We start from the raw sequence: 21,634 nt of genomic DNA on the forward strand, positions 1-21,634 counted from the left end.
GCGCATATCGGCCGCCATCTTACCTGCTGTTGAATGAGCCGCCCAATGTGGCGAGCGTTAGGCGGACCGACACCGACTCGCTGGGCAGCAGGCGGCCGATGATCGTGTCTTCGCGGCGATAGATGACGTCCACCCGCAGGCAGTCGTCGCGATAGAAGACGCCCACGTCCCGGATCACCCACGCGTCGCGGGCGAGGTCGCGGTTGCCGTACAGGCTGACGCCGTAGTTCTTGCCGAGATAGACCTCGCCGCCGAGGTCCAGGTTCTCGCGCTTCACGCCGTTGATGTCGAAATCGTCGGTCAGGTAGCGCACGAAGCCCGAGCCGTACTTGTTCGCCACGTTGGCGCCAGCTTCGAGGCGGCGGACGTCGAGGGTGTCGTTGTCCAGCCGCGCGCGGGCGAACACCGACAGGCCCCGGATCGGCTGGGCGTCGGCGGCCACCACCCAGTCGGACGCCTTGGTCCGCAGGCCGGTGCGGGCGGTGAACACCTCGTTGCGGTCGGCGCGGAAGCTGCGGCCGATCAGCAGGTTGGCCCGGCGGCCGTCGTCCCATAGCACCGCGGCGCGGCCGGCCACGTTCATCCGCAGGCCGTCCTCGTAGAGGTCGTAGCCGGGGAACTTGTTCGAGCGGAAGAGGGTGGTCTCGTCGAACTCGAACGCGACGCTGTCCTCGTTGAGATAGATCGGGTCGCCGGCGGCGGTGCGGCCGATGACCACCTGCTTGGCGTCGGGCGAGGCCACGACCTGGACCACCGGCTCGATCACCACGGTGGTGTCGCTGAAGCGGCGGAAGAAGGGATAGGTCACGTCCACGCCGGCCGTCGCGAGGGCGCGGGTCATGCTGTCCTTGCGCGTGGCCGAGCCGACGCCGGTCAGGATGTCGTGGATGCGGTAGCCGTCGACCCGCGCCGACAGGAAGGGTTCGACGCGCAGGCCCCCCGGCGTGGTGAGGGCGCGCCGCCAGTCCAGCTCGCCCGTGGCGCGGGCGCTGTCCAGGCCGGGCAGGCGCTGGGTCAGGTCGGTGGGCGATTGCTCGCGGCTCAGCACCACGGCGTTGGTGTGGATCCTGAGCCGCCCCCCCGCCACGCGCGAGGCCGGCTCGTAGTGGCCTTCGATCAGCGGGCCGATGACGGGGAAGACGCGGTCGTTCTCGCCCGAGTTCAGGCCGGTGATCGGGTTGAAGGCGCCCGGCCGCAAGCCCTGGATCGTCATGGCGGCGGCCGAGAAGTAGGATCGCTGGTCCTGCCGGACGGTGTAGAGCTGCGAGATCAGCCGCCGGTCGTCGGCCACGTAGGGGCCCCGGCTGACGTAGACCTTGCCCACCTCGTACTTGTCGAAGATCAGGTCGTCCGACGTGCGCTCGGCGGTGAAGCCCCACAGCCACTTCTCGTCCACCTGGAAGGCGCCGCGCGCCAGGATGTAGCTGCGGTCGGTCTCGGGGCCGAACTCGTTGCCCTTGCCGTCGAAGTCCTTGGCGTGGGTGTAGCCGAACCGCATGGACACTTCGCCGGAATAGAAGCGCTTGCGCAGCTCGCCGTTCAGGAACGGGGCGATCTTGGTGTTGATCTGCGGGCTGACCGTCAGGTCCATCGAGGGCGAGATCGCCCAGTAGTACGGCTGTTCGTACGAGAAGCCGCGGCGGTCCGACGCCGAGGCCTTGGGAACCAGGAACCCCGACGAGCGCTGCGCCTGGGGGTCGGCGTGCCAGAACAGCGGCAGGTAGGCCACCGAGAGGCCGAACAGTTTGAACCGCGCGTTGCGGTAGTAGACGATCCGCCGCTCCTTGTCGCGGATCACCCGGTCGGCGGCGATCGACCAGGTGGGCGTGCGGGGCGAGCCGTCGGCGGCGCAGGTCTCGCAGGGCGTGTAGATCGCCTTGGTCAGCTCTTCGATGGTCTCGTTGCGGCGCGCGGCGGTGGCGGCCGCGATCTTCACGTTCTCCTGGAGGCGGGCCGAGAACCCCAGCGCCACGCCCGCGCGCATGTCGTCGTCCAGCACGATCTCGCTGGCGTATTCCGAGGTGCCGTCCTCGTTGACGACGGCGATGTTGCCCGTGGCGCGGATGACCCCGGTGGCGTCGTCGTAGACCATCCGGTCGGCGCGCAGCGTGCGGCCGTTGTAGCGCACCTCGATATTGCCGTTGGCCGTGGTGACGCCGGCGTCGTCGTCACGGACGACTTCGTCGGCCTCCATGTACATTTCGCCCGGCTGCAGCCCGTCGGGGCTGGGCGCGGCGGCCTTTGCCGGCGTCGCCTGGGCCGGTTTCGCCTGGGCGGGCGTCGTGGGGGCCGGCGTCGTGGGGGCCGGCGTCTGGGCGACGGCGGGCAGGGTCGCGATCAGCGAGATCGCCGCCCCGGCCATGAGGGCGTGCCGCGTCATGAGGGCGCGCCGCATGGGGAGCGCGCCGCCGGCCGGGGCTGAGTCGGCCAGTGCGCGGGGGGGTCGCGGCGTGCGCCGGCGCGGACTCATCAACCTTCTCGATCCCCTATGCGCGTCTGTCGGCGGCGTGCCGGCGCATCGTTTTTGACAGGCCCGCGATGCATAGCGCCGCGCACCGCCGATTCAACCGTCTTCCGTGTAGCAAAGCAGGGTCACCCCGGCGAGCGCCGACACGAGGGCGGGCGCCCAGGCCGCGGCGAACAGCGGAATGATGTCGGCCTTGGCCAGCGCGCCGGCGAACTGGTTGAAGAAGAACAGGATGAAGCCCAGCGCCACGCCGGCGCCCGCCAGCCCCGCCAGGCCGCCCAGGCGGGTGAGCCGCAGCGAGAACGCCGCCGCCAGCACCGCCATCGCCGCGAACAGCAGCGGCGTGGCCAGGAGTTGCTGGAACCGCAGCCGGTAGCCCGAGGCCGAGAAGCCCGCCTGTTCGGTGAGCTGGATGGCCTTGGGCAGGCGCCAGAACGGAATCGCCTCGGGCGAGGCCAGGCTCTCCATCGCCGCCTCCGGGTCCAGGGACGAGCGGATGGTGAGCGTGTCGGACCGGATCGAGCTGTCGCCGGCCATGGCCTCGCGGACGTTCTTCAGCCGCCAGAAGCCGGGCATCAGCGTGGCCTCGGTCGCCTCCAGCCGGCGGCGGAAGACCGGCGTGCCGCGCGGATCGTTCTCGTAGATGAACAGCGAGACCCCGCGCAGGGTGACGGTGCCGTCGTGGGCCTCGCGCGCCTTGGCGTGGATCACCACCTGGCCCGAGCCGTCGCCCTGCCGCAGCCAGACCTCGCGGGGCGTGTCGCCCAGATAGTTGGCCATGATCCGGGCGCGCTCGTATTCGAAGCGCGCGTTCAGCGCCGCCGCCGCCGGGTTCAGCACCGCCACCGCCAGGACGCCGAGCATGAAGGCCGCGCCCGCCGACGGGAGGATGAACCGCCAGGCCGAGACGCCGGCCGCGCGCATGGCCACCAGTTCGCTGCGCCGGTTCAGGCCGACGAAGGCCGCGATGCCCCCGAACAGGAAGCAGAACGGAAGCAGGATCTGGATCAGCGACGGCACCCGCAGCAGGGTGAGCTGGAAGAGGCTGTCGGCGCCCACGTCCACCCGCGTGCCGATCTGGCCGGCCAATTCCACGAACTGGATCAGCACGATCACCGCCGAGATGATCGCCAGCGCGCCCAGCACGCCCAGCAGCAGGTAGCCCACCACATAGCGCTCGATGCGGCCGAACACGATCATGCGCGCGCCCCCACGTAGGGCGCGAGGTTCGCGGGCCGGCGGGTGATGTCGATGTGCCGGTTGATCTTCCCGCGGAAGATCTGGGCCAGCGCGATCCAGGTGGCGGCCAGCGGCGTGAGGTACTGACCGAGGTTGAGCCAGACCTCGTCCTCGGCGCCGGACTGGAACAGGAAGCCCAGCAGCCGCACGCCGGCCGCCGTGGCGCCCACGATGGCGATCCGCCGCCCATAGCCCAACCTGGAGAAGCCGCCCCCGATGATGGCGTTCAGCGCCAGGGCCATGAAGGCGATGTTGTAGAGCGGCGAGGCGATCCGCGCGTGGCCCTCGGCCAGCAGCTCCAGCCGGTTCCGCCGCTCCCAGTCCTGCTGGAGGTCGGGGAAGAACAGCTCGTGCAGGTAGCGGTCCGAGGGCTTGTAGTGGATCAGCTCGTCCGTGCTGGCCAGCGGCTCCAGGTCGAAGATGTACTCGTCGAAGGTCAGGTAGTTCAGCACGCCGCGGCTGGAGAACTCCTGGTTGGTGCCCTTGCGCATGAACAGCACGGGGCGGCCCTGGGCGCGGCCCACCCGGCCGGATTCGGCGGTGTAGGTGGTGGTGCCGCCGTCGGCCTTGATCTGGTGGATGAAGAGGTTCTGGAGGTCGCCCTGGCTGTTCACGCTCTGGGCGTAGACCGTCAGCCCCGGCGCGGGTTCGGTGAACTCGCCCTCGCGCACCAGCGTCGCGGCCAGGTCGGTGCGCACCTGGAACAGCTCCTGCCGCAGGGTGCGGAAGCTGGCCGGCTGCACGAACAGGTTCATCACCAGCGCCAGGAACGCGATGGTGCAGGCCAGCCGCATGGCCGGCGAGATCACCCGCCACCGGCTCATCCCGCCCGCGAAGCAGACGACGATCTCCTGCTCGGTATGCAGCCGGTTCAGCGCCACCAGCGCGGCCACGAACACGGCGATGGGCAGGATCAGGTTGATGAGCTGCGGCATGTAGAGCAGCGTCACTTTCAGGAACACCAGCGCGCTCTGGCGCTGGTTCACGATCAGGTCCAGGCCGGCCAGACTCTGGCTCAGCAGCGCGACCGCCGTCAGCGCCAGCGTGGCCAGGACGACGGGGCCGAGGAGTTGCCGCAGGAGGTATCGGTCGATCAGGCGCATCGTCTAAAAAGCGGCCTTGGCTGAGATTGAGCGCGCCCCGTCCGCGGACCTGTTCTAAATCATGCGTCGCCGCCCCGCACAACCTGACCGTGGGCCGCAGTCGCACCTGCTAGAGAGACGTCGAAATGGATATCGAGTTCGTCGCGGCCGGCGCCGCGATTCCCGCCAGGACCGCCGTGGCCCGCATCGTCTTCGAAGGCGAGGCCCAGGAAGGGCCGGTGGCCCAGGCCGTGGCGGCCAGCCGCTTCACCGGCGCCAAGGGCCAGACGCTCGACATCCTCGCGCCGCAGGGGACCGACGCGGCGCGTCTCGTCCTGGTGGGCGCGGGCAAGAAGGACGCGTTCAACGCCCTCGGCGCCGAGCACGCGGCGGCCAGCGCCTATGCGGGGGTGAAGGCGTCGGGCCTGGAGACCCTGCGCATCGAGGGGATCGCCGACGCCGACCTCGCGGCGCACGCGGCCCTGGGCGTGCGGCTGGCCAGCTATCGCTTCGACAAGTACCGGACCAAGGAGCCGGCCGACAAGAAGCCGTCGATCGCCAAGACCCTGGTGGTCACCGACGCCGCCGACGCCGCGCTGGGCGCCTTCGCCGACATGGCGGCCCTGGCCAACGCCGTCAGCTTCACCCGCGACCTGGTGTCCGAGCCGCCGAACGTCCTCTTCCCGGTCGAGTTCGCCCGGCGCGTGAAGGCGCTCGAGAGCCTGGGCCTGGAGATCGAGGTCCTGGGCGAGGCCGAGATGAAGGCGCTGGGCATGGGCTCGCTGCTGGCGGTGGGGCAGGGCAGCATCCGCGAGAGCCAGCTCGTCGTCATCCGCTGGAACGGCGCGGCCGATAAATCGGCCCAGCCGGTGGCCTTCGTCGGCAAAGGGGTCTGCTTCGACACCGGCGGCATCTCGCTGAAGCCCGCCGACGGCATGGAGGACATGAAGTGGGACATGGGCGGCGCCGGAACCGTGGCGGGCCTTATGCACGTCCTGGCCGGGCGCAAGGCCAAGGTGAACGCCGTGGGCGTCCTGGGCCTGGTCGAGAACATGCCCGACGGGAACAGCTACCGCCCCGGCGACGTCCTGACCTCCATGTCGGGCCAGACCATCGAGGTGGTGAACACCGACGCCGAGGGCCGCCTCGTGCTGGCCGACGCGCTCTGGTACTGCAACGACCGCTTCAAGCCGAAGTTCATGGTCGACCTGGCCACGCTGACGGGCGCCATCATCATCTCGCTGGGCAACGACCTGGCGGGCTGCTTCTCCAACGACGACGCGCTGGCCGAAGACCTGCTGGCGGCCGCCAGGGCCGAGGACGAGGGCCTGTGGCGCATGCCGATGCCCGACGCCTACAACAAGCAGATCGACTCGATGATCGCCGACATGAAGAACACCGGCGGCCGTCCGGGCGGCTCGATCACCGCGGCCCTGTTCCTCAAGCGGTTCGTCAAGGACACGCCCTGGGCCCACCTCGACATCGCCTCCACCGCCTGGAAGAAGCCCTCGACCGTCCCCACCAGCCCCGACGGCGCCACGGGCTACGGCATCCGGCTCCTGAACCGCCTGGTCCGGGACAAATACGAGGGCTGACGTGGCCGAGCCTGCGTCCGCCTGCGAGGTCTGGTTCTACCACCTGGAGCGCACCGGGCTGGACCAGGCCCTGCCCGAACTGCTGGAGAAGACGCTTCAGCGGGGCTGGCGGGCCATCGTCCGCTCGTCGGCGGCCGAGCGGGTGGAGCATCTGGACGGCTGGCTGTGGAGCTATCGCGACGACAGCTTCCTGCCGCACGGCCCGGCGGGCGAGCCCGTGGCGCCGCGCCAGCCGATCCTGCTGACCACGGACGACGCCAATCCGAACGGCGCCGACGCCCTGTTCCTCATCGACGGCGCCGAACCGGGAGATCTGGACGGCTACAGCCGCTGCGTGGTCCTCTTCGACGGCGGCGACGAGGTCCAGCTCGGGCACGCCCGCGGACTCTGGAGCCTGGTGAAGGGGCGGGGACATCCGGTGTCGTACTGGCGCCAGCAGGGCGGCCGATGGGAGAAGCAGGCATGAGATCCCGGATCGTGGCGATGGCCGTGGCCGCGCTGATCGGAACCGTGGCGGGATGCTCCACGCCGCCCCAACCGCCGGCCCCGGCGCCCGCGCCGGCTCCCGAGCCTGCGCCACCGCCTGCTCCGCCGCCTGCGCCCGACACCTGTGGGGCGGCCGAGCACCAGAACCTTGTCGGGCGCCCCCGCAGCGAGATCCCGACGCCGGTGCGGCCCGAGCGTCAGCGCGTGGCCTGCACGACCTGTCCCGTGACGATGGATTACCGCGCCGACCGCCTGAACTTCTACTTCGACGCCGCGACGGGGATTATCAAGGAGGTCCGCTGCGGCTGACGCATCCGCCGCGCGGCCCTCAGCGGATGGCGACGCCCAGGTCGCGCAGCAGGCCCAGCCAGGCTTCGCGCCCCTTTGCGCGGTCGAAGCGGGCGACCGCCGTCTCGCGGGCGGCCTGCCGCTGGGCCGCGTAGGCCCCGGGGTCGCGGCACGCCTCGACCAGCGCGCCGGCCAGCGCGTCGTGGTCGAAGAACGGCAGCAGCCGGCCGTTGACCCCGTCCTCGATCGCGTCGTGCAGCGGCGGGGTGTCCGAGCCGATCACGTAGGCGCCGCAGGCCATCGCCTCGCACAGCGACCACGAGAGCACGAAGGGGTAGGTGTAATAGACGTGCGCGCAGCCCAGGCGTAGCGCGTCCAGCATGACCGCGTGCGACGTCCGGCCCAGGAAGTGCGTCCGCGCGGGGTCGATCTCGACGCCGTCGAAACAGACCTCCCGCCAGGTTCGCCCGTCGGCGGCGTTTCCCCCATAGGGCCGCCGCGCCGCCTCGCCCAGGATCAGCACATGGGCGTCGGGCGCCTCGCGCAGCAGGCGGGGCAGGGCGCGCGCGAAGACGTGCAGCCCGCGCAGGGGCTCCATGTTGTTGTTGATGTAGGTCACGACCGGCGTCCCCGGCGACAGCACCCGCCCGTCGGGCAGGGGAAAGGGCGCGGCCGGCCCGGGTCGGGCCAGGTCGATGTCGATCCCCTCGTGGATGATCCGCGCCTGCGCGCGGAACGCCCGGGGCAGGGCGCCCGCCTGGAACGGGGTGGGGCAGACGATGGCGTCCGCCTCCGCGCAGGCCAGCGACATCACCGCGTTCTTGGCGTCGGCGCGCAGCACCGAATCCAGGTCGTGCGGGAAGAATTCGGTGTCGAAGCCCACGTCCAGCCCGCGGCCGCGATACCAGAACTCGGCGAACACCACCTGGCGCGCGTTCGGGAACAGCTCGCGCAGGAAGGTCATCTCGCCCCAGCCGGGATGGCCCACGATCACCGCGGGGTCCCAGCCTTCGTGCTTCAGCGACCGCGCGGCCTCGAAGGCGGACCGGCCTCGGATCAGGTCCGCCTCGGCCCGCACGGCGAGCGGGAAGATGTTCGGGGTCGTCCCTCTTGGAAGCGCGTAGCGGGCCACCCGGACGCCGTCGACGGCGCCGGCGTGGTCCTGTCCGACGGCGCAGCAGGGGACGCCGCGCGCCACCAGGGCCTCGGCCAGATCCCGGAATTGGCCGGGGAAGTTGTTGTGCACGAAGAGGACGCCGCGGGACATGGCGGCTATCTGCCCGCCCGCCGGCCGCCTGTCACTCACGCGCGGCTTACGCCGGCGCCTTCGAGGCCCTGGTGCGGATGAGAGGAGTCGAACCTCCACGCCTCGCGGCGCTGGAACCTAAATCCAGTGCGTCTACCAATTCCGCCACATCCGCATGGGGCCGGGGCCTGCCATCGCGGGCGCGGGGCGGCGCGTCAAGGGGCGACTTGGCCGGCGATCGGGCGGACGCCGGCGTCTTCCGTTCGGGATCGAAGGCGGTTCGCCCTGCGCTTTCGGGCGCTTTCGGCCGCCGTTCGGGGGGCTTTCACGGCCGCCGCCGCCGTGACATAAGGCGCGTTCGCGCCGCCGGGCCCTGTCCGGCGGCCTTCCCCGTTTGGCTTGAGAGGGTGCTCGGGCGCACGCCGCGTCCCGCATCCAGGAAACTAAGAATGTCGATGCAGATCGTTGAGAAGTCTGGCGAAGGCCTGAGCCGCGTCTATGGCGTGACCGTCCCGGTCGCCGAGCTTTCCGAGCGTCTGGAGGCCCGGATCAAGGAGATCGCGCCGACTCTCAACGTGAAGGGCTTCCGGCCCGGCAAGGTGCCGACCGCCCATGTGCGCCGCCTGTACGGCAAGGCCATCATGACCGAAGTCGTCCAGCAGAGCCTGACCGAAAGCACCCAGAAGGTGCTCGACGACAACAAGCTGCGCCCCGCCGGCGAGCCCGAGCTGAAGCCCGAGGGCGACATCGAGGCCGTGATCGACGGCAAGGCCGACCTGGCCTACGAGCTGACCGTCGACCTGATGCCCGAGTTCGAGCCGGTGGACGCGGCCACGCTGTCGCTGACCCGCCCGGTCTATGCGCCCACCGAGGCCGAGGTGGACGAGGCGGTCGCCGAGCTGGCGAAGCAGAACCGCACCTATGAGCCGCGCACGGGCAAGACCGTGAAGGCCAAGGACGGCGATCAGCTCGTGATCGATTTCATCGGCCGCGTCGACGGCGAGGCCTTCGAGGGCGGCACGGCCACCGACGTCGAGCTGGTGCTGGGTTCGGGCCAGTTCATCCCGGGCTTCGAGGAGCAGCTCGTCGGCGCCAAGCCCGACAGCGACGTGACCGTGAAGGTCACCTTCCCGGAAGGCTATCAGGCCGCGCACCTGGCGGGTAAGGCCGCCGAGTTCGAGACCAAGGTCAAGGAAGTCCGCGCGCCCGTGGACGCGCCGGCCGACGACGAGTTCGCCACGCGCCTGGGCCTGGAGAGCCTGGAGAAGCTCAAGGAGCTGGTGAAGGGCAACCTGGAAGAACAGTACGCCGGCGCCTCGCGCTTCAAGCTGAAGCGCGCCCTGCTGGACGAGCTGGATTCCAAGCACGACTTCCCGCTGCCGCCCAAGATGGTCGAGGCCGAGTTCTCGTCGATCTGGCAGCAGGTGGAGCAGGACAAGGCCTCGGGCCAGCTTCCGCCGGAAGACGCCGACAAGACCGACGACCAGCTCCAGAAGGAATACCGCAAGATCGCCGAGCGGCGCGTGCGCCTGGGTCTGGTGCTGGCCGAGATCGGCCGCAACAACAACGTCCAGGTCACCGAGGCCGAGCTGAACGAGGCGATCCGCCGCGAGGCCATCAAGTACGGCGCCCAGGCTCAGGAGATCTTCAACCTGCTGCGCCAGAACGCCAACGCCCAGGCCCAGCTCCGCGCCCCGATCTTCGAGGACAAGGTGGTCGACCTCATCGTCTCCCAGGCCAAGGTCGAGGATCAGGCGGTGTCCAAGGACGACCTCCTCAAGGAAGACGACCTGCCCGCAGGCTACGCGGAGTAGGACGCAGGCGCGTCCACGGTTCGAACTTGTACGGCTCCGGCCGGTGGTGCGCCGCCGGCCGGGCCGAAGCCGTTCTCGCCAAAGCTGTCCAGGCGCAGGTCTCGCGCCAGCGTGGTCGGGAGGCGGTCTTCGGTCGTTAGATTTTCATGGGTGATCACTCTAGAGTTGATGTCCCATGCAACAGTTGAAACGCAGCATAGAGAAGAAGAAGGCGGAGCTGGACCGGCTCCGGCCGCTGCGTCCGGACGCGCTCAGGAACCTCGTCCACTATTACGATGTCGAACTGACCTACACGTCGAACGCGATCGAGGGGAACACGCTGACCCATCGCGAGACGGCGGAACTCATCGAGCATGGCATTACGGTGGGCGGCAAGCCGCTGCGCGACCATCTCGAGGCCGAGGACCACTATCAGGCTGTGCGCTGGATGCGCGAACTCGCCAGCCGTGACACGCCGTTCGGCGAGACCACCGTGACCGAGTTGCACCGGCGCATCGTGGCGCGCAGCAAGCCGGAGATCGCCGGGTTCTACAGCGACCATACCCGCCGGATCGCGGGCTCGGCCGTGGTGTTCCCGAATCCGCGGAAGATCCCCGAACTGATGGACGCGTTCGGCCGTGGCCTCGAAACCGCACCGCTCTCGCCGGCGTCGGCGTTCGAGACGCATTTCCGGCTGACCGCCATCCATCCGTTCAGCGACGGCAACGGCCGCACCGCACGCCTGCTCATGAACCTCATGCTTCTGCGTGGCGGCTATGCGCCCGTGGCCGTCCGGCCCGAGGATCGCGCGCGCTATCTCGATGCCTTGGAGCAGGCGTCGCTCGTCGACGACCTCGTTCCGTTCCAGACCCTCATGCACGAGCGCCTGGACGCCACCCTGGAGGCGTACCTGAACGCCTTTCGCGACGCGTTGCCAGGTCCGTCTGAACGGGATCGGCCACCAGCGTCCTGATGGAGGCCTCGCGGGGCGTGGTGCAGACGGCGTCCGGCTACGCGTCCATACGGACAGTTATCGGCGCGAGCGTCCAGTTGGTGGCGTCACGTTCGCTATGGCCCCGGGTTTCCCTTGCGGGAAGGGGTGAGCGCTAAAGCGACCGCAGATGCCTCAGCAGGGCGGCGTTCTCCACCTGGGCGCGGCGCTCGTTGATGGCGCGGTGCAGGTTGAAGGCGTCGGTCGGGTCCAGCGGTGCGAGCTGCTCGAAGGCCTCGAAGCCGGTAGTATCGGAAACAACGGCGTCAGAAGCGCGCGCGTCTTCGGGCACGGCGTGCGTGTGCGGGTCCATGCGTGTCTCCCGTACCTCGCGGGCGCGAGGCCTCTCCCAAAGTTAAGTTATCATTCACACATTGCGGTCGCCAACGCCGGAAACGACCTGACCGGCCCGGCCCCGATCACAGTGCAGTGTACGCACGGGACCGGCGTACGTGAGGGCCGGCGTACGTGGGGGCCGATGTGCGCGCAGGGGCCGGCCTTCGGGCGTCCGGGCGATCACGAATTCGTTGGCTTCCGTAGCGTGCGGCACGTACGCTTCAGACTCAACGCCGCGCCGGGGCGTGAAGCCACCCCTGACCATCAGGGGCGACATCTCGCTCCGGGAGTAGAGCGTCCCGGAAGGAAGCGAGTTTTGCAGCGCACGCGTGAGGCCGACCCCGACTACTTTCACAAGGTCGTCGATTGCCAGTGGGCCTGTCCGGCCCACACCCCCGTCCCCGAATACATCCGGCTGATCGCCGAGGGCCGGTATTCGGACGCCTACATGATCAACTGGACGTCCAACGTCTTCCCGGGCGTGCTCGGGCGCACCTGCGACCGGCCCTGCGAGCCGGCGTGCCGCCGCGGCCGGGTGGAGGACGAGCCGGTGGCCATCTGCCGGCTGAAGCGGGTGGCCGCCGACAACAAGGGCGACGTCCTGGCCCGCATGCCCGAGCCGGCCGGCGAGCGGAACGGCAAGCGGGTGGCGCTGGTGGGCGCGGGCCCGGCCTCGCTGACCGTGGCGCGCGACCTGGCGACCCTGGGCTACGAGCTGGTGCTCTACGACGCCGAGGCCAAGGCCGGCGGCTTCATCCGCAGCCAGATCCCCCGGTTCCGGCTCCCCGAGGAGGTGATCGACGAGGAGGTTGGCTTCGTCACCCGCCTGGGCGGGGTGGAACTGCGTCTGGGCCAACGGGTCGACAGCCTCAAGGGGTTGCTGGACGAGGGGTACGACGCCGTGTTCGTGGGCTCGGGCGCGCCGCGCGGCCGCGACCTCGACCTGCCCGGCCGCCAGGAGGCCGCGGCCAACATCCACATCGGCATCGACTGGCTGGCCAGCGTCTCGTTCGGCCACATCGAGAAGATCGGCCGCCGCGTGATCGTGCTGGGCGGCGGCAACACCGCCATGGACTGCTGCCGCACCTCGCGCCGCCTGGGCGGCGAGGACGTGAAGGTGATCGTCCGGTCCGGCTTCGACGAGATGAAGGCGTCCCCCTGGGAGAAGGAAGACGCGATCCACGAGGACATCCCGATCCTCAACATGCGGGTCCCCAAGGCGTTCACCCACGAGGGCGGGCGGCTGACCGGCGTGCTCTTCGAGGTGGTGAAGGCCGAGTTCGACGAACGCGGCCGCCGCCGGCTGGTCCCCTCGGGCGAGCCCGACGAGCACCACGAATGCGACGATGTCCTGGTGGCCGTCGGCCAGGAGAACGCCTTCCCCTGGATCGAGAGCGACATCGGCCTCGAGTTCGACGAATGGCATATGCCGAAGGTGGGCGAGACCACCTTCCAGTCGACGCTGCCCAACGTCTTCTTCGGCGGCGACGCGGCGTTCGGGCCGAAGAACATCATCTGGGCCGTAGCCCACGGGCACGAGGCCGCCGTCTCGATCCACAAGTTCTGCCAGGGCCAGGACGTGGCCGATCGCCCGCCGCCCACCGCCACGCTCGTGAGCCAGAAGATGGGCATCCACGAGTGGAGCTACGACAACGACGTCTCGAACGACCCGCGCTTCAAGGTCCCGATGCGCGACAAGGCCGAGGCGTTGCGCGACATCCGGCTGGAGGTCGAGCTGGGCTTCGACCGCGACCTGGCGCTGATGGAGGCCCAGCGGTGCCTCAACTGCGACGCCCAGACCGTGTTCGCCGACAAGCTGTGCATCGAGTGCGACGCCTGCGTCGACATCTGCCCGATGGACTGCATCACCTTCACGGACGACGGGGAGGAAGCCGACCTGCGCGGCCGTCTCAAGGCGCCGGCCGTCAACCTGACCCAGGACCTCTACGTCTCGGGCAAGCTGGCCACCGGGCGGGTGATGGCCAAGGACGAGGACGTCTGCCTGCACTGCGGCCTCTGCGCCGAGCGGTGCCCGACGGGCGCATGGGACATGCAGAAGCTGTATCTGGAGACGACGCATGCGGGGGGCTGTCATGCCTGACGCCGGCGCTCTTGAACCCCGCACCCCCGAAACCCGCGTCAACGACTTCGTCGTCAAGTTCGCCAACGTCAACGGCTCGGGCTCGGCCAGCGCCAACGGCCTGTTCGCCCGCGCGGTGATGCGGATGGGCGTGCCGGTGGCGGCGCGCAACATCTTCCCGTCCAACATCCAGGGCCTGCCCACCTGGTACGAGGTGCGCATCACCGAGGCCGGCCACCTGGGCCGCCGGGGCGGGGTCGACCTGATGGTCGCCATGAACCCCCAGACCTGGGACCGCGACGTGGCCGAGATCGAGAGCGGGGGCTTCCTGTTCTACGATTCCACCAAGCCCATGCCCGCCTCGCGCTTCCGCGACGACGTCACGGTCATCGGCGTGCCGCTGACGGCCATGTGCAACGAGGCCTACGAGCTGCCGCGCGAGCGCCAGCTGTTCAAGAACACCATCTACGTCGGCGCGCTCGCCGCCCTGCTGGGCATGGACGTCGACGCCATCGAGGCGCTGCTGGCCGAGGACTTCGCCGGCAAGGACCGCCTGATCAAGGCCAACGTCGAGGCCCTGCGCATGGGCGTGGGCTACGTGCGGAAGTACCTCGCCGCCCTGCCGCTCCAGGTGCGCCAGGCCGACGCGGTGGGCGACCGCATCTATGTCGAGGGCAACCAGGCCGCCGCCCTGGGCGCCGTCTACGGCGGGGCCACCGTCTGCGCCTGGTATCCGATCACGCCCTCCACCTCGCTGGCCGAGGCGTTCACCGCCTACTGCCAGGACCTGCGCGTCGATCCCGAGACCGGCAAGGCCCGCTACGCCATCATCCAGGGCGAGGACGAGATCGCCTCGATCGGCATGGTCGTGGGCGCCGGCTGGAACGGCTGCCGCGCCTTCACCGCCACCTCGGGGCCGGGCGTCAGCCTGATGACCGAGTTCATCGGCCTCAGCTACTTCGCCGAGATCCCCGCGGTGATCTTCGACGTCCAGCGGGGCGGGCCGTCCACCGGCATGCCCACCCGCACCCAGCAGGCCGACCTGATCGCCGCCGCCTACGCCGGCCACGGCGACACCAAGCATCCGATGCTGCTGCCGGCCGATCCGGGCGAGTGCTTCGAGATGGGCGCCCAGGCCTTCGACCTGGCCGACCGGCTCCAGACCACGGTCTTCGTCATGCTCGACCTCGACATCGGCATGAACGAGTGGCTGACCACGCCCTTCCAGTGGGACGACAGCCGCCGGCTCGACCGCGGCAAGGTGATGACCGCCGAGATGCTCGAGGCCGGCGCCGACTTCGGCCGCTACAAGGAGGTGGACGGCGATGGGATCGCCTACCGCACCTATCCGGGCGCGCACCCGACCAAGGGCGGCTATTTCACCCGCGGCACCTCGCGCAATCCCTACGCCCGCTATTCCGAGGAGGGCGCGGTCTACGTCGACAACATGGAGCGCCTGCTCCGCAAGTTCGAGACCGCCAAGGCCCTGGTTCCCCAGCCGGTCCTGCGCGCCGCGAAGGGGCAGGGCGCCCCGGCCCGCGACGGCGTCATCTATTACGGCTCCACCAGCCCGGCGATGGACGAGGCGCTCGAGATGCTGGAGGCCCAGGGTCACCGGGTGGACGCCCTGCGCGTCCGCGCCTTCCCGTTCCCGGACCAGGTGCTCGACTTCATCGCCGCCCACGAGCGCGTCTTCGTGGTCGAGCAGAACCGCGACGCCCAGCTCCGCACGCTGCTGATGAACGAGGGCCAGGTGGATCCGGCCCGGCTCCCGGCGATCCTGCACTACGACGGCACGCCGATCACCGCGCGCTTCATCGCCGGCGCCATCGCCGCGCGCCTGACCCAGGGCCAGTACGAGGCGGCCGAATGACCTACATCCTCAAGCCCCAGCTCCATCACCCCAGCCTGCCCACCAACAGCCTGGGCTACACGCGCCGCGACTACGAGGGCTCGGTCTCCACCCTCTGCGCCGGCTGCGGCCACGACAGCATCTCGGCGGCGATCATCCAGGCCTGCTTCGAGCTGGAGCTGCCGCCTCACCGGGTGGCCAAGCTCTCGGGCATCGGCTGCTCGTCCAAGACGCCCGACTACTTCCTGGGCGCCAGCCACGGCTTCAACACCGTCCACGGCCGCATGCCCTCGGTGCTCACCGGCGCCAACCTGGCCAACCGCGACCTGATCTACCTGGGCGTCTCGGGCGACGGCGACAGCGCCTCCATCGGCCTGGGCCAGTTCGCCCACGCCATCCGCCGCGGCGTCAACATGCTCTACATCGTCGAGAACAACGGCGTGTACGGCCTCACCAAGGGCCAGTTCTCGGCCACCTCCGACAAGGGCAGCAAGTCCAAGCGCGGCGTGGTCAACACCGACGCCGGCATCGACATGGTCAGCCTGGCGCTCCAGATGGGCGCCACCTACGTCGCCCGCAGCTTCTCGGGCGACAAGGAACAGCTCGTCCCCCTCATCAAGGCGGGGCTGGCCCACAAGGGCGCGGCCTTCATCGACTGCATCAGCCCCTGCGTGCAGTTCAACAACCACAACGGCTCGACCAAGAGCTTCGACTATGTGCGCGAGCACAACGAGGCCGTGAACCGCCTCGACGTCATCACCCCGCGCGACGAGATCAAGGTCGACTACGCCCCCGGCGAGACCGTCCGCGTCCAGCAGCACGACGGCTCGATCCTCTCGCTCCACAAGCTGAACGAGCTGTACAACCCCTCCAGCCGCGCCCAGGCCCTGGGCTACCTCCAGGCCCGCCAGGCGCGGGGCCAGATCGTCACCGGCCTGCTCTTCGTCGACCCCGAGTCCGGCGACCTCCACGACGCCGTCGGCACCGTCGACACCCCCCTGAACCAGCTCGGCGAGGCCGAACTGGTCCCCGGCGCCGCGGCCCTGGCCAAGATCAACGCCGCGCTGCGTTAGCGGCCTCCCCCTCCTCCCCCACAGGGGGAGGGGAACCGCCCGAAGGGCGGTGGAGGGGGCTCTCACCCACCGCGTCCTGCCGGACGCAGTTGCCAAGCCGCATAGGCCGCCACCAGCACCGCCGCGCCCAGGGCCAGCGCCGCCACGTCGGCCTTGGCCGCCCGCTCGGCCGCCCACACGCCGATCAGGCCCCACGCGACCGGCGCGCCGAACGCCGCCAGGCGTGTCGCCCGCAGCCCGGCCAGGGCCGCGACCAGCACCGCCACGATCCCGGCGAACGCCGCCGCCCGCGCCAGTCCTCCCAGCAGGCCCTCGGCCGTCATCACGGTCAGGATGTTCAGCGCCGTGGCGATGGTCAGCCACCCGGCCAGCAGCCCCAGCGGCCACCATACGCAGAGCCGTTCGCCGACCGCCGCCGACCCCGCCCGCGGCGTCCGCACCAGCGCCCACGACAGGCTGACGGCCGACACCAGGATGATCGCCACCGACAGCCAGCGCGCATTGAACGCCGAGGCCAGGATCCACGCCCCGCACCCGGCGATGGCCACCGCCGATGGGACGGCCAGGGCCGCCAGGCGCGGGTTTCCGTCGTTGCGGGGCAGGGCCTGGTAGATCGCATACGCCACCAGCCCCGTGTAGATCAGGCTCCAGATCGAGAACGCCCAGCCCACGGCCCGGAGCGTGCTGTCCCCCTGGCCCGCGAACGCCGACGCCGAGAGCCCGAAGCCCAGCAGCGCCTGGGACGCCGGCGCGGCCAGCGCGAACGCGACGGCGCCGATGACGAGGATTTTGCGAAATCGAGTGTCCATGGCCCCGGAACTCACAGCTTGACCATACGATCCCGAGACCTCAGCGCGTCTCGGTTGCGCCTTCATCGGCCGCCGCCGGCCTGGCGCCGCTCAGGTTCGGTACATAGAGGCCGGTGGCGAACTTCGCCAGGAAGCCCTCGGGCCGGATTCGCGGCCCGAACGCGGCGCACGGGTCGTCGTCGCCGATCCTGCGGCTCTTGAAGCCCTCGGGCGTGGCGGCCGCCGCGGCGGCGTCGGCGAACGGCTCCACGAACTGCAACGCATCGCCCAGCCGGCTCAGCGAGGGGTTGTCGGTTCCGATCGGCTGGGCGTCGCGGGTCCAGACCACGGCGGCCAGTTGCCGGCCCGCCCGGTCCGTCATTTCGGCCTCGGCGCTCAGCCCGCCCACCGTGCCCGGCACGCGGAGCCCGATGGGGCCGGGGATGAAGAACCCGCTGGCCGCCGAAAAGGCCGAGGCCGTCCGCCCGGTGGGCTTCACCCGGGTGATCACCGCCCGCATCCGCGCGTCGGCCTCTTCGGGCGTGGGCGCCAGCTCGTAGCGCTCGGTCAGCTCGAAACAGAGCTGAGCGTCGGCCTCGCGGGCCAGCGCCGCGCGCTCGGCGGCGGTCATCCACGCCGTGTCGGGCCCCTCGGCCACCTGCGTCGGCTCGATGACGATCCGGCCCGCCGGCTGCGTCGCCTTGCGCACGGCCAGCCCGGTGCGCACCGCGCCCTCCCGCCGCTCCAGGCCCTCATAGGACGACAACTGCCCCGACGGCTTCGGCGCGCTCGCGCACGCGGCCAGGCCGAGCAGAAGGGGCAGGGCGATCAGGACTCTCATGGCACGCACACACACATCCGGGGGAGGGCGGCCCACCGGCCGCGACGCTCCCCCAAACGCACAAGTCCGGGTTTGGCGCCGTGCTTGGCCATACGATCCCCGCATCACCCCGGACGACCGACGACGGGCCGCCCTCGCGCGCCTCGACCGAACAGGCGCCGATGCCACCACACCGCCCGGCGCGAGCGCGGCGGCCAGCTCGTCGGCGGCGTCGAACGGCAGCCCCTCCGCCACCTCGTCGATCATCGCGATCGAGGGGGAGGGCGATATCATACAGGCGGCGGCTTGATGGCCGGCCACGGGCGGCTCCTCAGTTGAGAGCGGATCTCGTCTCGGATGAGGCGGGGCGCACGGGCGGGGGAGGTGGTGGATGCGCGGTCGGAGGCCGCTCAGGGCGCGCCTCCGCTGTCTTCAGCGCTTTGGGAGCGTCGATTCACCGCGCCTGAACCGAACATTCAATAATCTCGCCCCTCGCCACTCCGAGTTTCTGGGCTCATGCCATTCCCCTTCCGCCAGCACGCCGCGATCGTTCGGGAGAAACAGGCAGCTCTGCACGCTGCATTCGCCGAAGTGCGCGACCGGTACGCTGGAAGTCCCGCCAGTCAGCGTTGGCATCGGAGCGTCGAGGAGTTCTACGCCGCTCTCAAGGCAGCCTATCCGTCGGATTTCGAAGCCACGCTCAATGGACTTCGGCGAGGTGACCGCGAAGGCGTCGACGTGCTGATCGAGTTTCTGGAGGCGGATCCGATGTTCTTTCGGTCGGGATACACGAAGACCAAGGTCCTGCGCGCGCTGAAGGGCGTACCGCTGACGACCTCTCAGGTCGCCCGACTTCACGCTGTCATTCTTGGTGTCGTCTCCAACCGGTGGAGCCGCGAGTTTGGCGACTACGTGCGCCTGGCGCTCAAACTGGACCACCCGAACCTTCGCGCGGGCTTGCGCGCGCTCCTATCTGGCCACGGCGCCGAGACGCGTCTCCGTGCAAGGAGAATGCTCGCCACGCTTCCGGAAACTCCCGGCGGATCGCCTCGCGATTGGCGTCGACAGAACGACTGATGCAGGCGTTGCGGCCGTCTTGCGCCAGGAGGGGACATCGGCTTCTCTGCACGAAGCCGCCCTTCACGAAGTCCTATGACGCCGCCAGGTGCCCTGGCTCTCGGGCTGAGTAGACCGCTGCAAACTCCTCATCGCTCCAGTCCCCGTCCCCGTAATCGTGGTGGTCGAAGTACTGCAAGCCCTGCTCGAAGGAGATTGCTACATACGGTCCAACGAAGGGACAGCTCCTTGCGTGATAGGCGCGGATGAAGGGATGGTCCTCCCAGGATTTGCAAATGAACATCAAGCCCGCTGTTCCCGGAATCAGCCAGGGCTTCAACCCAAACGTGCCAAACTGCACCTCTATGATCTGGCGTAGGTGCAGGATCGCCGCCAATGCGTCATCCCTCAGGGTCGCATAGGTGCTCACGTTGAAGTGGATCGAGCGGTGCCGCAGCGCCATCAGAGCGCGAAACTCCGTCACGGCCTCCGGGACAAGCACACCCCAAGCCGCCAGTGTGTCGATCGGTACGCGCCAATCGTCGAAAGAGTCCTTGCGATAGACGTGCTTGTACTCCGGCGTGTGTGTGAAGGCCCCACGAAGGTCGAGTATCAAGTGATTGAGAATGCGCTCGCCAAGCGCGCATGCGCCCACGAGCGCAGGATAATAGGCACCAAGGACAAAGGCTCCGCGCACCTGCTCAAAGAGTTGATTGTGATAGGCTAAGACAGAGAATGGCTTTGACTTGATGGCCACGAAGTCGGCGACCTTGCGCTCCAGCGCTTGCCCGCCAAAATGCGCCGCCAGACCTTGGCGCACCTTTTCGCGGTTTTCCAGGTGAAGCCGCGTGGTCTCCTCGCTCCAGCCCGGGCCCGGCTCTTGCTCCAACAGCACAGCGCGCGTGTCGAAATCGAGTGTGTAGCTGAGGTGGCGACGGCGGCCCCTATCGGCGATCCGCGGCTTCCACGTATCGATCGGCTCCCGAAAGTCGACCAAATCAATCGTGAACCGTTCTGGACTATACACCTCGTTCCTGCGGGTCATGGGTCATTAGATGTACTCTAGCCAGCGACTCAATATTAATTCAGATCTAATGCGCTGGGTCCTTGCTTCTTTCAGCTCATTTCGCAAACGCGGTACGTTACGCTTCTCGTCGTAAAAATATACCCCCCGCCGCAGCATCGAACCGAACAGTGGATGATCGTCGACGTAGTTTCGACGTCCGTCCGACCACCAGTTCTTCCGCACCGCCTCATATGCCAGGAGCCACATTGGGGAAGTTAGGCCGTCCGTGGTGCCATAAGGAAGCCATGCCGCCTCATCGATGCCGCCGTCGATCAAGCCGCGGGCGCTCAGATCCATGCAAAGCAGTGCGGAGAGACTGCTCTCAATCTTGAAGACCTCTGCCAACTGCGCACGCTGAAGCTTGATGCGCAGGCCCTTCGCGATGAATAGAGACCAGCTGACCTCAAATGCATGGCCCACGCGTGAATGAACCCGAATAGTGTCGCATATGAACTTTTCGACCCTATCCATGGGGATCGGCAACGCGTTGCTTCGCGCTTCAATTAGAGATTGAGCTAGGATGGGCAGCGTTGCTGGTGACTTCCGAGCCAGTCGAATCATGTAATCGAAGAAGAGGGGAACGTTTGCGTTCTGCACCTTGAAAGTTCGCGCTCGCTTCATCGCCCATTTCAGGACGGCGTCCTTTTCATTCTCTTTAGCGTAAAAGAGAGCGAGCGTGAAAAACCTCTCCAAGTCACCTCTTTGGATAGTGGCATTTCCAGACCTGACGGGGCACGCGCGAAGCTCCGGAACCCACTCAATGCACTCCATGGCTCGCTTGCCGAGCGTTCGGGTCTTGGAGATGTTGATGTCCAGCTCGTAGTGAGACATGGCAGCTTCTAGCGCAGCCGCCACTTGTTCTTCGCTCTCTCCTTCGTCAAACCCAATAAGTATATCATCTACGTAACGAACTGAGCGTCGGTCGAGATTTGCCAATATCGGCTGCAATTCACGTTCCAGGCCTACAGCAATAATCTCTGACAAGATACGCGATGTGTCAGGGCCGATTGGAATACCAATCGACTGATCTTCCTGGCCTTTCCTCAGTTCGACATCTAGCGCGTTTCCGAGTGAGCTCTTGAATGCCGGCGTGTGGAGGTTGTTCTTCACCCACCCCTTGCCATAAAGAGCCCACGCAATGGAATGAGTGTAGATGCTATGATAGAAGCGAGTGATGTCAGTCTTAAACGCGTGATCGTAGCCAGCCAGTATCTCCGCTGTTCGACGATCCACAATCCCGAAGTCCAACTTGAAGATGGCGCGCGGACCCTCGGCGTTGACGTGACCCCCGTTTCTCATCCAGTCGTAACGAGAGTCCTGGGTTGATCTGAGCCGTGCTCGGCGGGGGTTGCAAGAGGCCGGCGCGCGGAGACATC

At 68.5% G+C, this 21,634-nt stretch carries 18 protein-coding genes and 1 tRNA gene; 9 read left to right on the forward strand and 10 right to left on the reverse strand.

All coding sequences use genetic code 11. The annotated features are described in order from the left end of the window. Positions 1 to 19: 19 nt before the first annotated feature. The 3 genes from lptD to lptF all read right to left on the reverse strand — a co-directional run bounded on the left by lptD (position 20) and on the right by lptF (position 4,809). Positions 20 to 2,395 (reverse strand): LPS assembly protein LptD, encoded by a 2,376-nt coding sequence (gene lptD / locus ABS78_RS19180; protein ID WP_293383175.1) that lies wholly within the window; start codon positions 2,393 to 2,395, stop codon positions 20 to 22. Positions 2,396 to 2,563: 168 nt separating this feature from the next. Further along, the gene (lptG, locus tag ABS78_RS19185; protein WP_293383178.1) at positions 2,564 to 3,667 is read right to left on the reverse strand and encodes an LPS export ABC transporter permease LptG; all 1,104 of its coding nucleotides are present in this window, start codon (positions 3,665 to 3,667) and stop codon (positions 2,564 to 2,566) included. Next, positions 3,664 to 4,809 (reverse strand): LPS export ABC transporter permease LptF, encoded by a 1,146-nt coding sequence (lptF, locus tag ABS78_RS19190; protein ID WP_293383181.1) that lies wholly within the window; start codon positions 4,807 to 4,809, stop codon positions 3,664 to 3,666. Before lptF ends, lptG begins: the two co-directional genes overlap by 4 nt. A gap of 125 nt (positions 4,810 to 4,934) precedes the next feature. On the opposite strand from lptF, the gene ABS78_RS19195 reads away from it, so the two are divergent. From ABS78_RS19195 to ABS78_RS19205, 3 genes are read left to right on the forward strand one after another with little or no spacing between them, the layout of a single operon-like run. Beyond that, positions 4,935 to 6,383, forward strand: coding sequence for a leucyl aminopeptidase (locus ABS78_RS19195; RefSeq protein ID WP_293383184.1), 1,449 nt, complete (start codon positions 4,935 to 4,937; stop codon positions 6,381 to 6,383). A gap of 1 nt (position 6,384) precedes the next feature. After that, entirely contained in the window at positions 6,385 to 6,849 is a 465-nt protein-coding gene (locus ABS78_RS19200; protein ID WP_293383187.1) for a DNA polymerase III subunit chi, read from the forward strand. Then, positions 6,846 to 7,178 (forward strand): peptidase inhibitor I78, encoded by a 333-nt coding sequence (locus tag ABS78_RS19205; protein WP_293383190.1) that lies wholly within the window; start codon positions 6,846 to 6,848, stop codon positions 7,176 to 7,178. Before ABS78_RS19200 ends, ABS78_RS19205 begins: the two co-directional genes overlap by 4 nt. A 19-nt stretch (positions 7,179 to 7,197) precedes the next feature. Here ABS78_RS19205 and ABS78_RS19210 read toward each other — a convergent pair whose 3' ends face one another. Both ABS78_RS19210 and ABS78_RS19215 read right to left on the reverse strand, forming a co-directional pair. Beyond that, the gene (locus ABS78_RS19210) at positions 7,198 to 8,424 is read right to left on the reverse strand and encodes a glycosyltransferase (RefSeq protein WP_293383193.1); all 1,227 of its coding nucleotides are present in this window, start codon (positions 8,422 to 8,424) and stop codon (positions 7,198 to 7,200) included. 69 nt (positions 8,425 to 8,493) lie between these two features. Next, positions 8,494 to 8,578 (reverse strand) — tRNA-Leu (locus tag ABS78_RS19215). Between the two features lie 280 nt (positions 8,579 to 8,858). Here ABS78_RS19215 and tig point away from each other — a divergent pair. Together tig and ABS78_RS19225 are read left to right on the forward strand one after the other, a co-directional pair. Then, positions 8,859 to 10,217 carry a trigger factor gene (tig, locus tag ABS78_RS19220; protein ID WP_293383232.1) on the forward strand — a complete coding sequence of 453 codons (1,359 nt, stop codon included), beginning with the start codon at positions 8,859 to 8,861 and terminating at the stop codon, positions 10,215 to 10,217. Between the two features lie 175 nt (positions 10,218 to 10,392). Continuing rightward, positions 10,393 to 11,169, forward strand: a complete 777-nt coding sequence (locus ABS78_RS19225) for a Fic family protein (RefSeq protein ID WP_293383196.1) — start codon at positions 10,393 to 10,395, stop codon at positions 11,167 to 11,169. Positions 11,170 to 11,302: 133 nt separating this feature from the next. Here ABS78_RS19225 and ABS78_RS19230 read toward each other — a convergent pair whose 3' ends face one another. Continuing rightward, the gene (locus ABS78_RS19230) at positions 11,303 to 11,500 is read right to left on the reverse strand and encodes a hypothetical protein (RefSeq protein WP_293383199.1); all 198 of its coding nucleotides are present in this window, start codon (positions 11,498 to 11,500) and stop codon (positions 11,303 to 11,305) included. A gap of 339 nt (positions 11,501 to 11,839) precedes the next feature. Between ABS78_RS19230 and ABS78_RS19235 the strand changes: the two genes are divergently transcribed. Genes ABS78_RS19235 through ABS78_RS19245 form a run of 3 tightly spaced genes read left to right on the forward strand, consistent with a single transcriptional unit; the run spans position 11,840 to position 16,528 of the window. After that, positions 11,840 to 13,624 carry an FAD-dependent oxidoreductase gene (locus ABS78_RS19235; protein WP_293383202.1) on the forward strand — a complete coding sequence of 595 codons (1,785 nt, stop codon included), beginning with the start codon at positions 11,840 to 11,842 and terminating at the stop codon, positions 13,622 to 13,624. Continuing rightward, positions 13,617 to 15,476, forward strand: coding sequence for a 2-oxoacid:acceptor oxidoreductase subunit alpha (locus tag ABS78_RS19240; protein WP_293383205.1), 1,860 nt, complete (start codon positions 13,617 to 13,619; stop codon positions 15,474 to 15,476). Before ABS78_RS19235 ends, ABS78_RS19240 begins: the two co-directional genes overlap by 8 nt. After that, the gene (locus tag ABS78_RS19245; RefSeq protein ID WP_293383208.1) at positions 15,473 to 16,528 is read left to right on the forward strand and encodes a 2-oxoacid:ferredoxin oxidoreductase subunit beta; all 1,056 of its coding nucleotides are present in this window, start codon (positions 15,473 to 15,475) and stop codon (positions 16,526 to 16,528) included. Before ABS78_RS19240 ends, ABS78_RS19245 begins: the two co-directional genes overlap by 4 nt. A gap of 62 nt (positions 16,529 to 16,590) precedes the next feature. On the opposite strand, the gene ABS78_RS19250 is transcribed toward ABS78_RS19245, so the two are convergent. Then, the gene (locus tag ABS78_RS19250; protein ID WP_293383211.1) at positions 16,591 to 17,337 is read right to left on the reverse strand and encodes a hypothetical protein; all 747 of its coding nucleotides are present in this window, start codon (positions 17,335 to 17,337) and stop codon (positions 16,591 to 16,593) included. Positions 17,338 to 17,377: 40 nt separating this feature from the next. After that, positions 17,378 to 18,157, reverse strand: coding sequence for a DUF3313 domain-containing protein (locus tag ABS78_RS19255; RefSeq protein WP_293383214.1), 780 nt, complete (start codon positions 18,155 to 18,157; stop codon positions 17,378 to 17,380). Between the two features lie 495 nt (positions 18,158 to 18,652). On the opposite strand from ABS78_RS19255, the gene ABS78_RS19260 reads away from it, so the two are divergent. Then, positions 18,653 to 19,213, forward strand: coding sequence for a hypothetical protein (locus tag ABS78_RS19260; protein WP_293383217.1), 561 nt, complete (start codon positions 18,653 to 18,655; stop codon positions 19,211 to 19,213). Between the two features lie 73 nt (positions 19,214 to 19,286). Here the strand turns inward: ABS78_RS19260 and ABS78_RS19265 are convergent, their stop codons facing one another. Then, a complete protein-coding gene (locus ABS78_RS19265; protein ID WP_293383220.1) occupies positions 19,287 to 20,237 on the reverse strand; it encodes a hypothetical protein in 951 nt (316 codons plus the stop codon). 6 nt (positions 20,238 to 20,243) lie between these two features. Further along, positions 20,244 to 21,634 (reverse strand): RNA-directed DNA polymerase (locus ABS78_RS19270; protein WP_293383223.1); only part of this gene is annotated, 1,391 nt, incomplete at its 5' end.

This window comes from Phenylobacterium sp. SCN 70-31 (assembly GCF_001724605.1).
Lineage (GTDB): Bacteria > Pseudomonadota > Alphaproteobacteria > Caulobacterales > Caulobacteraceae > Phenylobacterium.

What these genes read in the sequence shown, in the direction of transcription:
- lptD (WP_293383175.1), bottom strand. Translation starts at nt 2,395, where the DNA reads ATGCGGCGCGCCCTCATGACGCGGCACGCCCTCATGGCCGGGGCGGCG.
- lptG (WP_293383178.1), bottom strand. Translation starts at nt 3,667, where the DNA reads ATGATCGTGTTCGGCCGCATCGAGCGCTATGTGGTGGGCTACCTGCTG.
- lptF (WP_293383181.1), bottom strand. Translation starts at nt 4,809, where the DNA reads ATGCGCCTGATCGACCGATACCTCCTGCGGCAACTCCTCGGCCCCGTC.
- ABS78_RS19195 (WP_293383184.1), top strand. Translation starts at nt 4,935, where the DNA reads ATGGATATCGAGTTCGTCGCGGCCGGCGCCGCGATTCCCGCCAGGACC.
- ABS78_RS19205 (WP_293383190.1), top strand. Translation starts at nt 6,846, where the DNA reads ATGAGATCCCGGATCGTGGCGATGGCCGTGGCCGCGCTGATCGGAACC.
- ABS78_RS19210 (WP_293383193.1), bottom strand. Translation starts at nt 8,424, where the DNA reads ATGTCCCGCGGCGTCCTCTTCGTGCACAACAACTTCCCCGGCCAATTC.
- tig (WP_293383232.1), top strand. Translation starts at nt 8,859, where the DNA reads ATGCAGATCGTTGAGAAGTCTGGCGAAGGCCTGAGCCGCGTCTATGGC.
- ABS78_RS19225 (WP_293383196.1), top strand. Translation starts at nt 10,393, where the DNA reads ATGCAACAGTTGAAACGCAGCATAGAGAAGAAGAAGGCGGAGCTGGAC.
- ABS78_RS19230 (WP_293383199.1), bottom strand. Translation starts at nt 11,500, where the DNA reads ATGGACCCGCACACGCACGCCGTGCCCGAAGACGCGCGCGCTTCTGAC.
- ABS78_RS19240 (WP_293383205.1), top strand. Translation starts at nt 13,617, where the DNA reads ATGCCTGACGCCGGCGCTCTTGAACCCCGCACCCCCGAAACCCGCGTC.
- ABS78_RS19245 (WP_293383208.1), top strand. Translation starts at nt 15,473, where the DNA reads ATGACCTACATCCTCAAGCCCCAGCTCCATCACCCCAGCCTGCCCACC.
- ABS78_RS19250 (WP_293383211.1), bottom strand. Translation starts at nt 17,337, where the DNA reads ATGGACACTCGATTTCGCAAAATCCTCGTCATCGGCGCCGTCGCGTTC.
- ABS78_RS19255 (WP_293383214.1), bottom strand. Translation starts at nt 18,157, where the DNA reads ATGAGAGTCCTGATCGCCCTGCCCCTTCTGCTCGGCCTGGCCGCGTGC.
- ABS78_RS19260 (WP_293383217.1), top strand. Translation starts at nt 18,653, where the DNA reads ATGCCATTCCCCTTCCGCCAGCACGCCGCGATCGTTCGGGAGAAACAG.
- ABS78_RS19265 (WP_293383220.1), bottom strand. Translation starts at nt 20,237, where the DNA reads ATGACCCGCAGGAACGAGGTGTATAGTCCAGAACGGTTCACGATTGAT.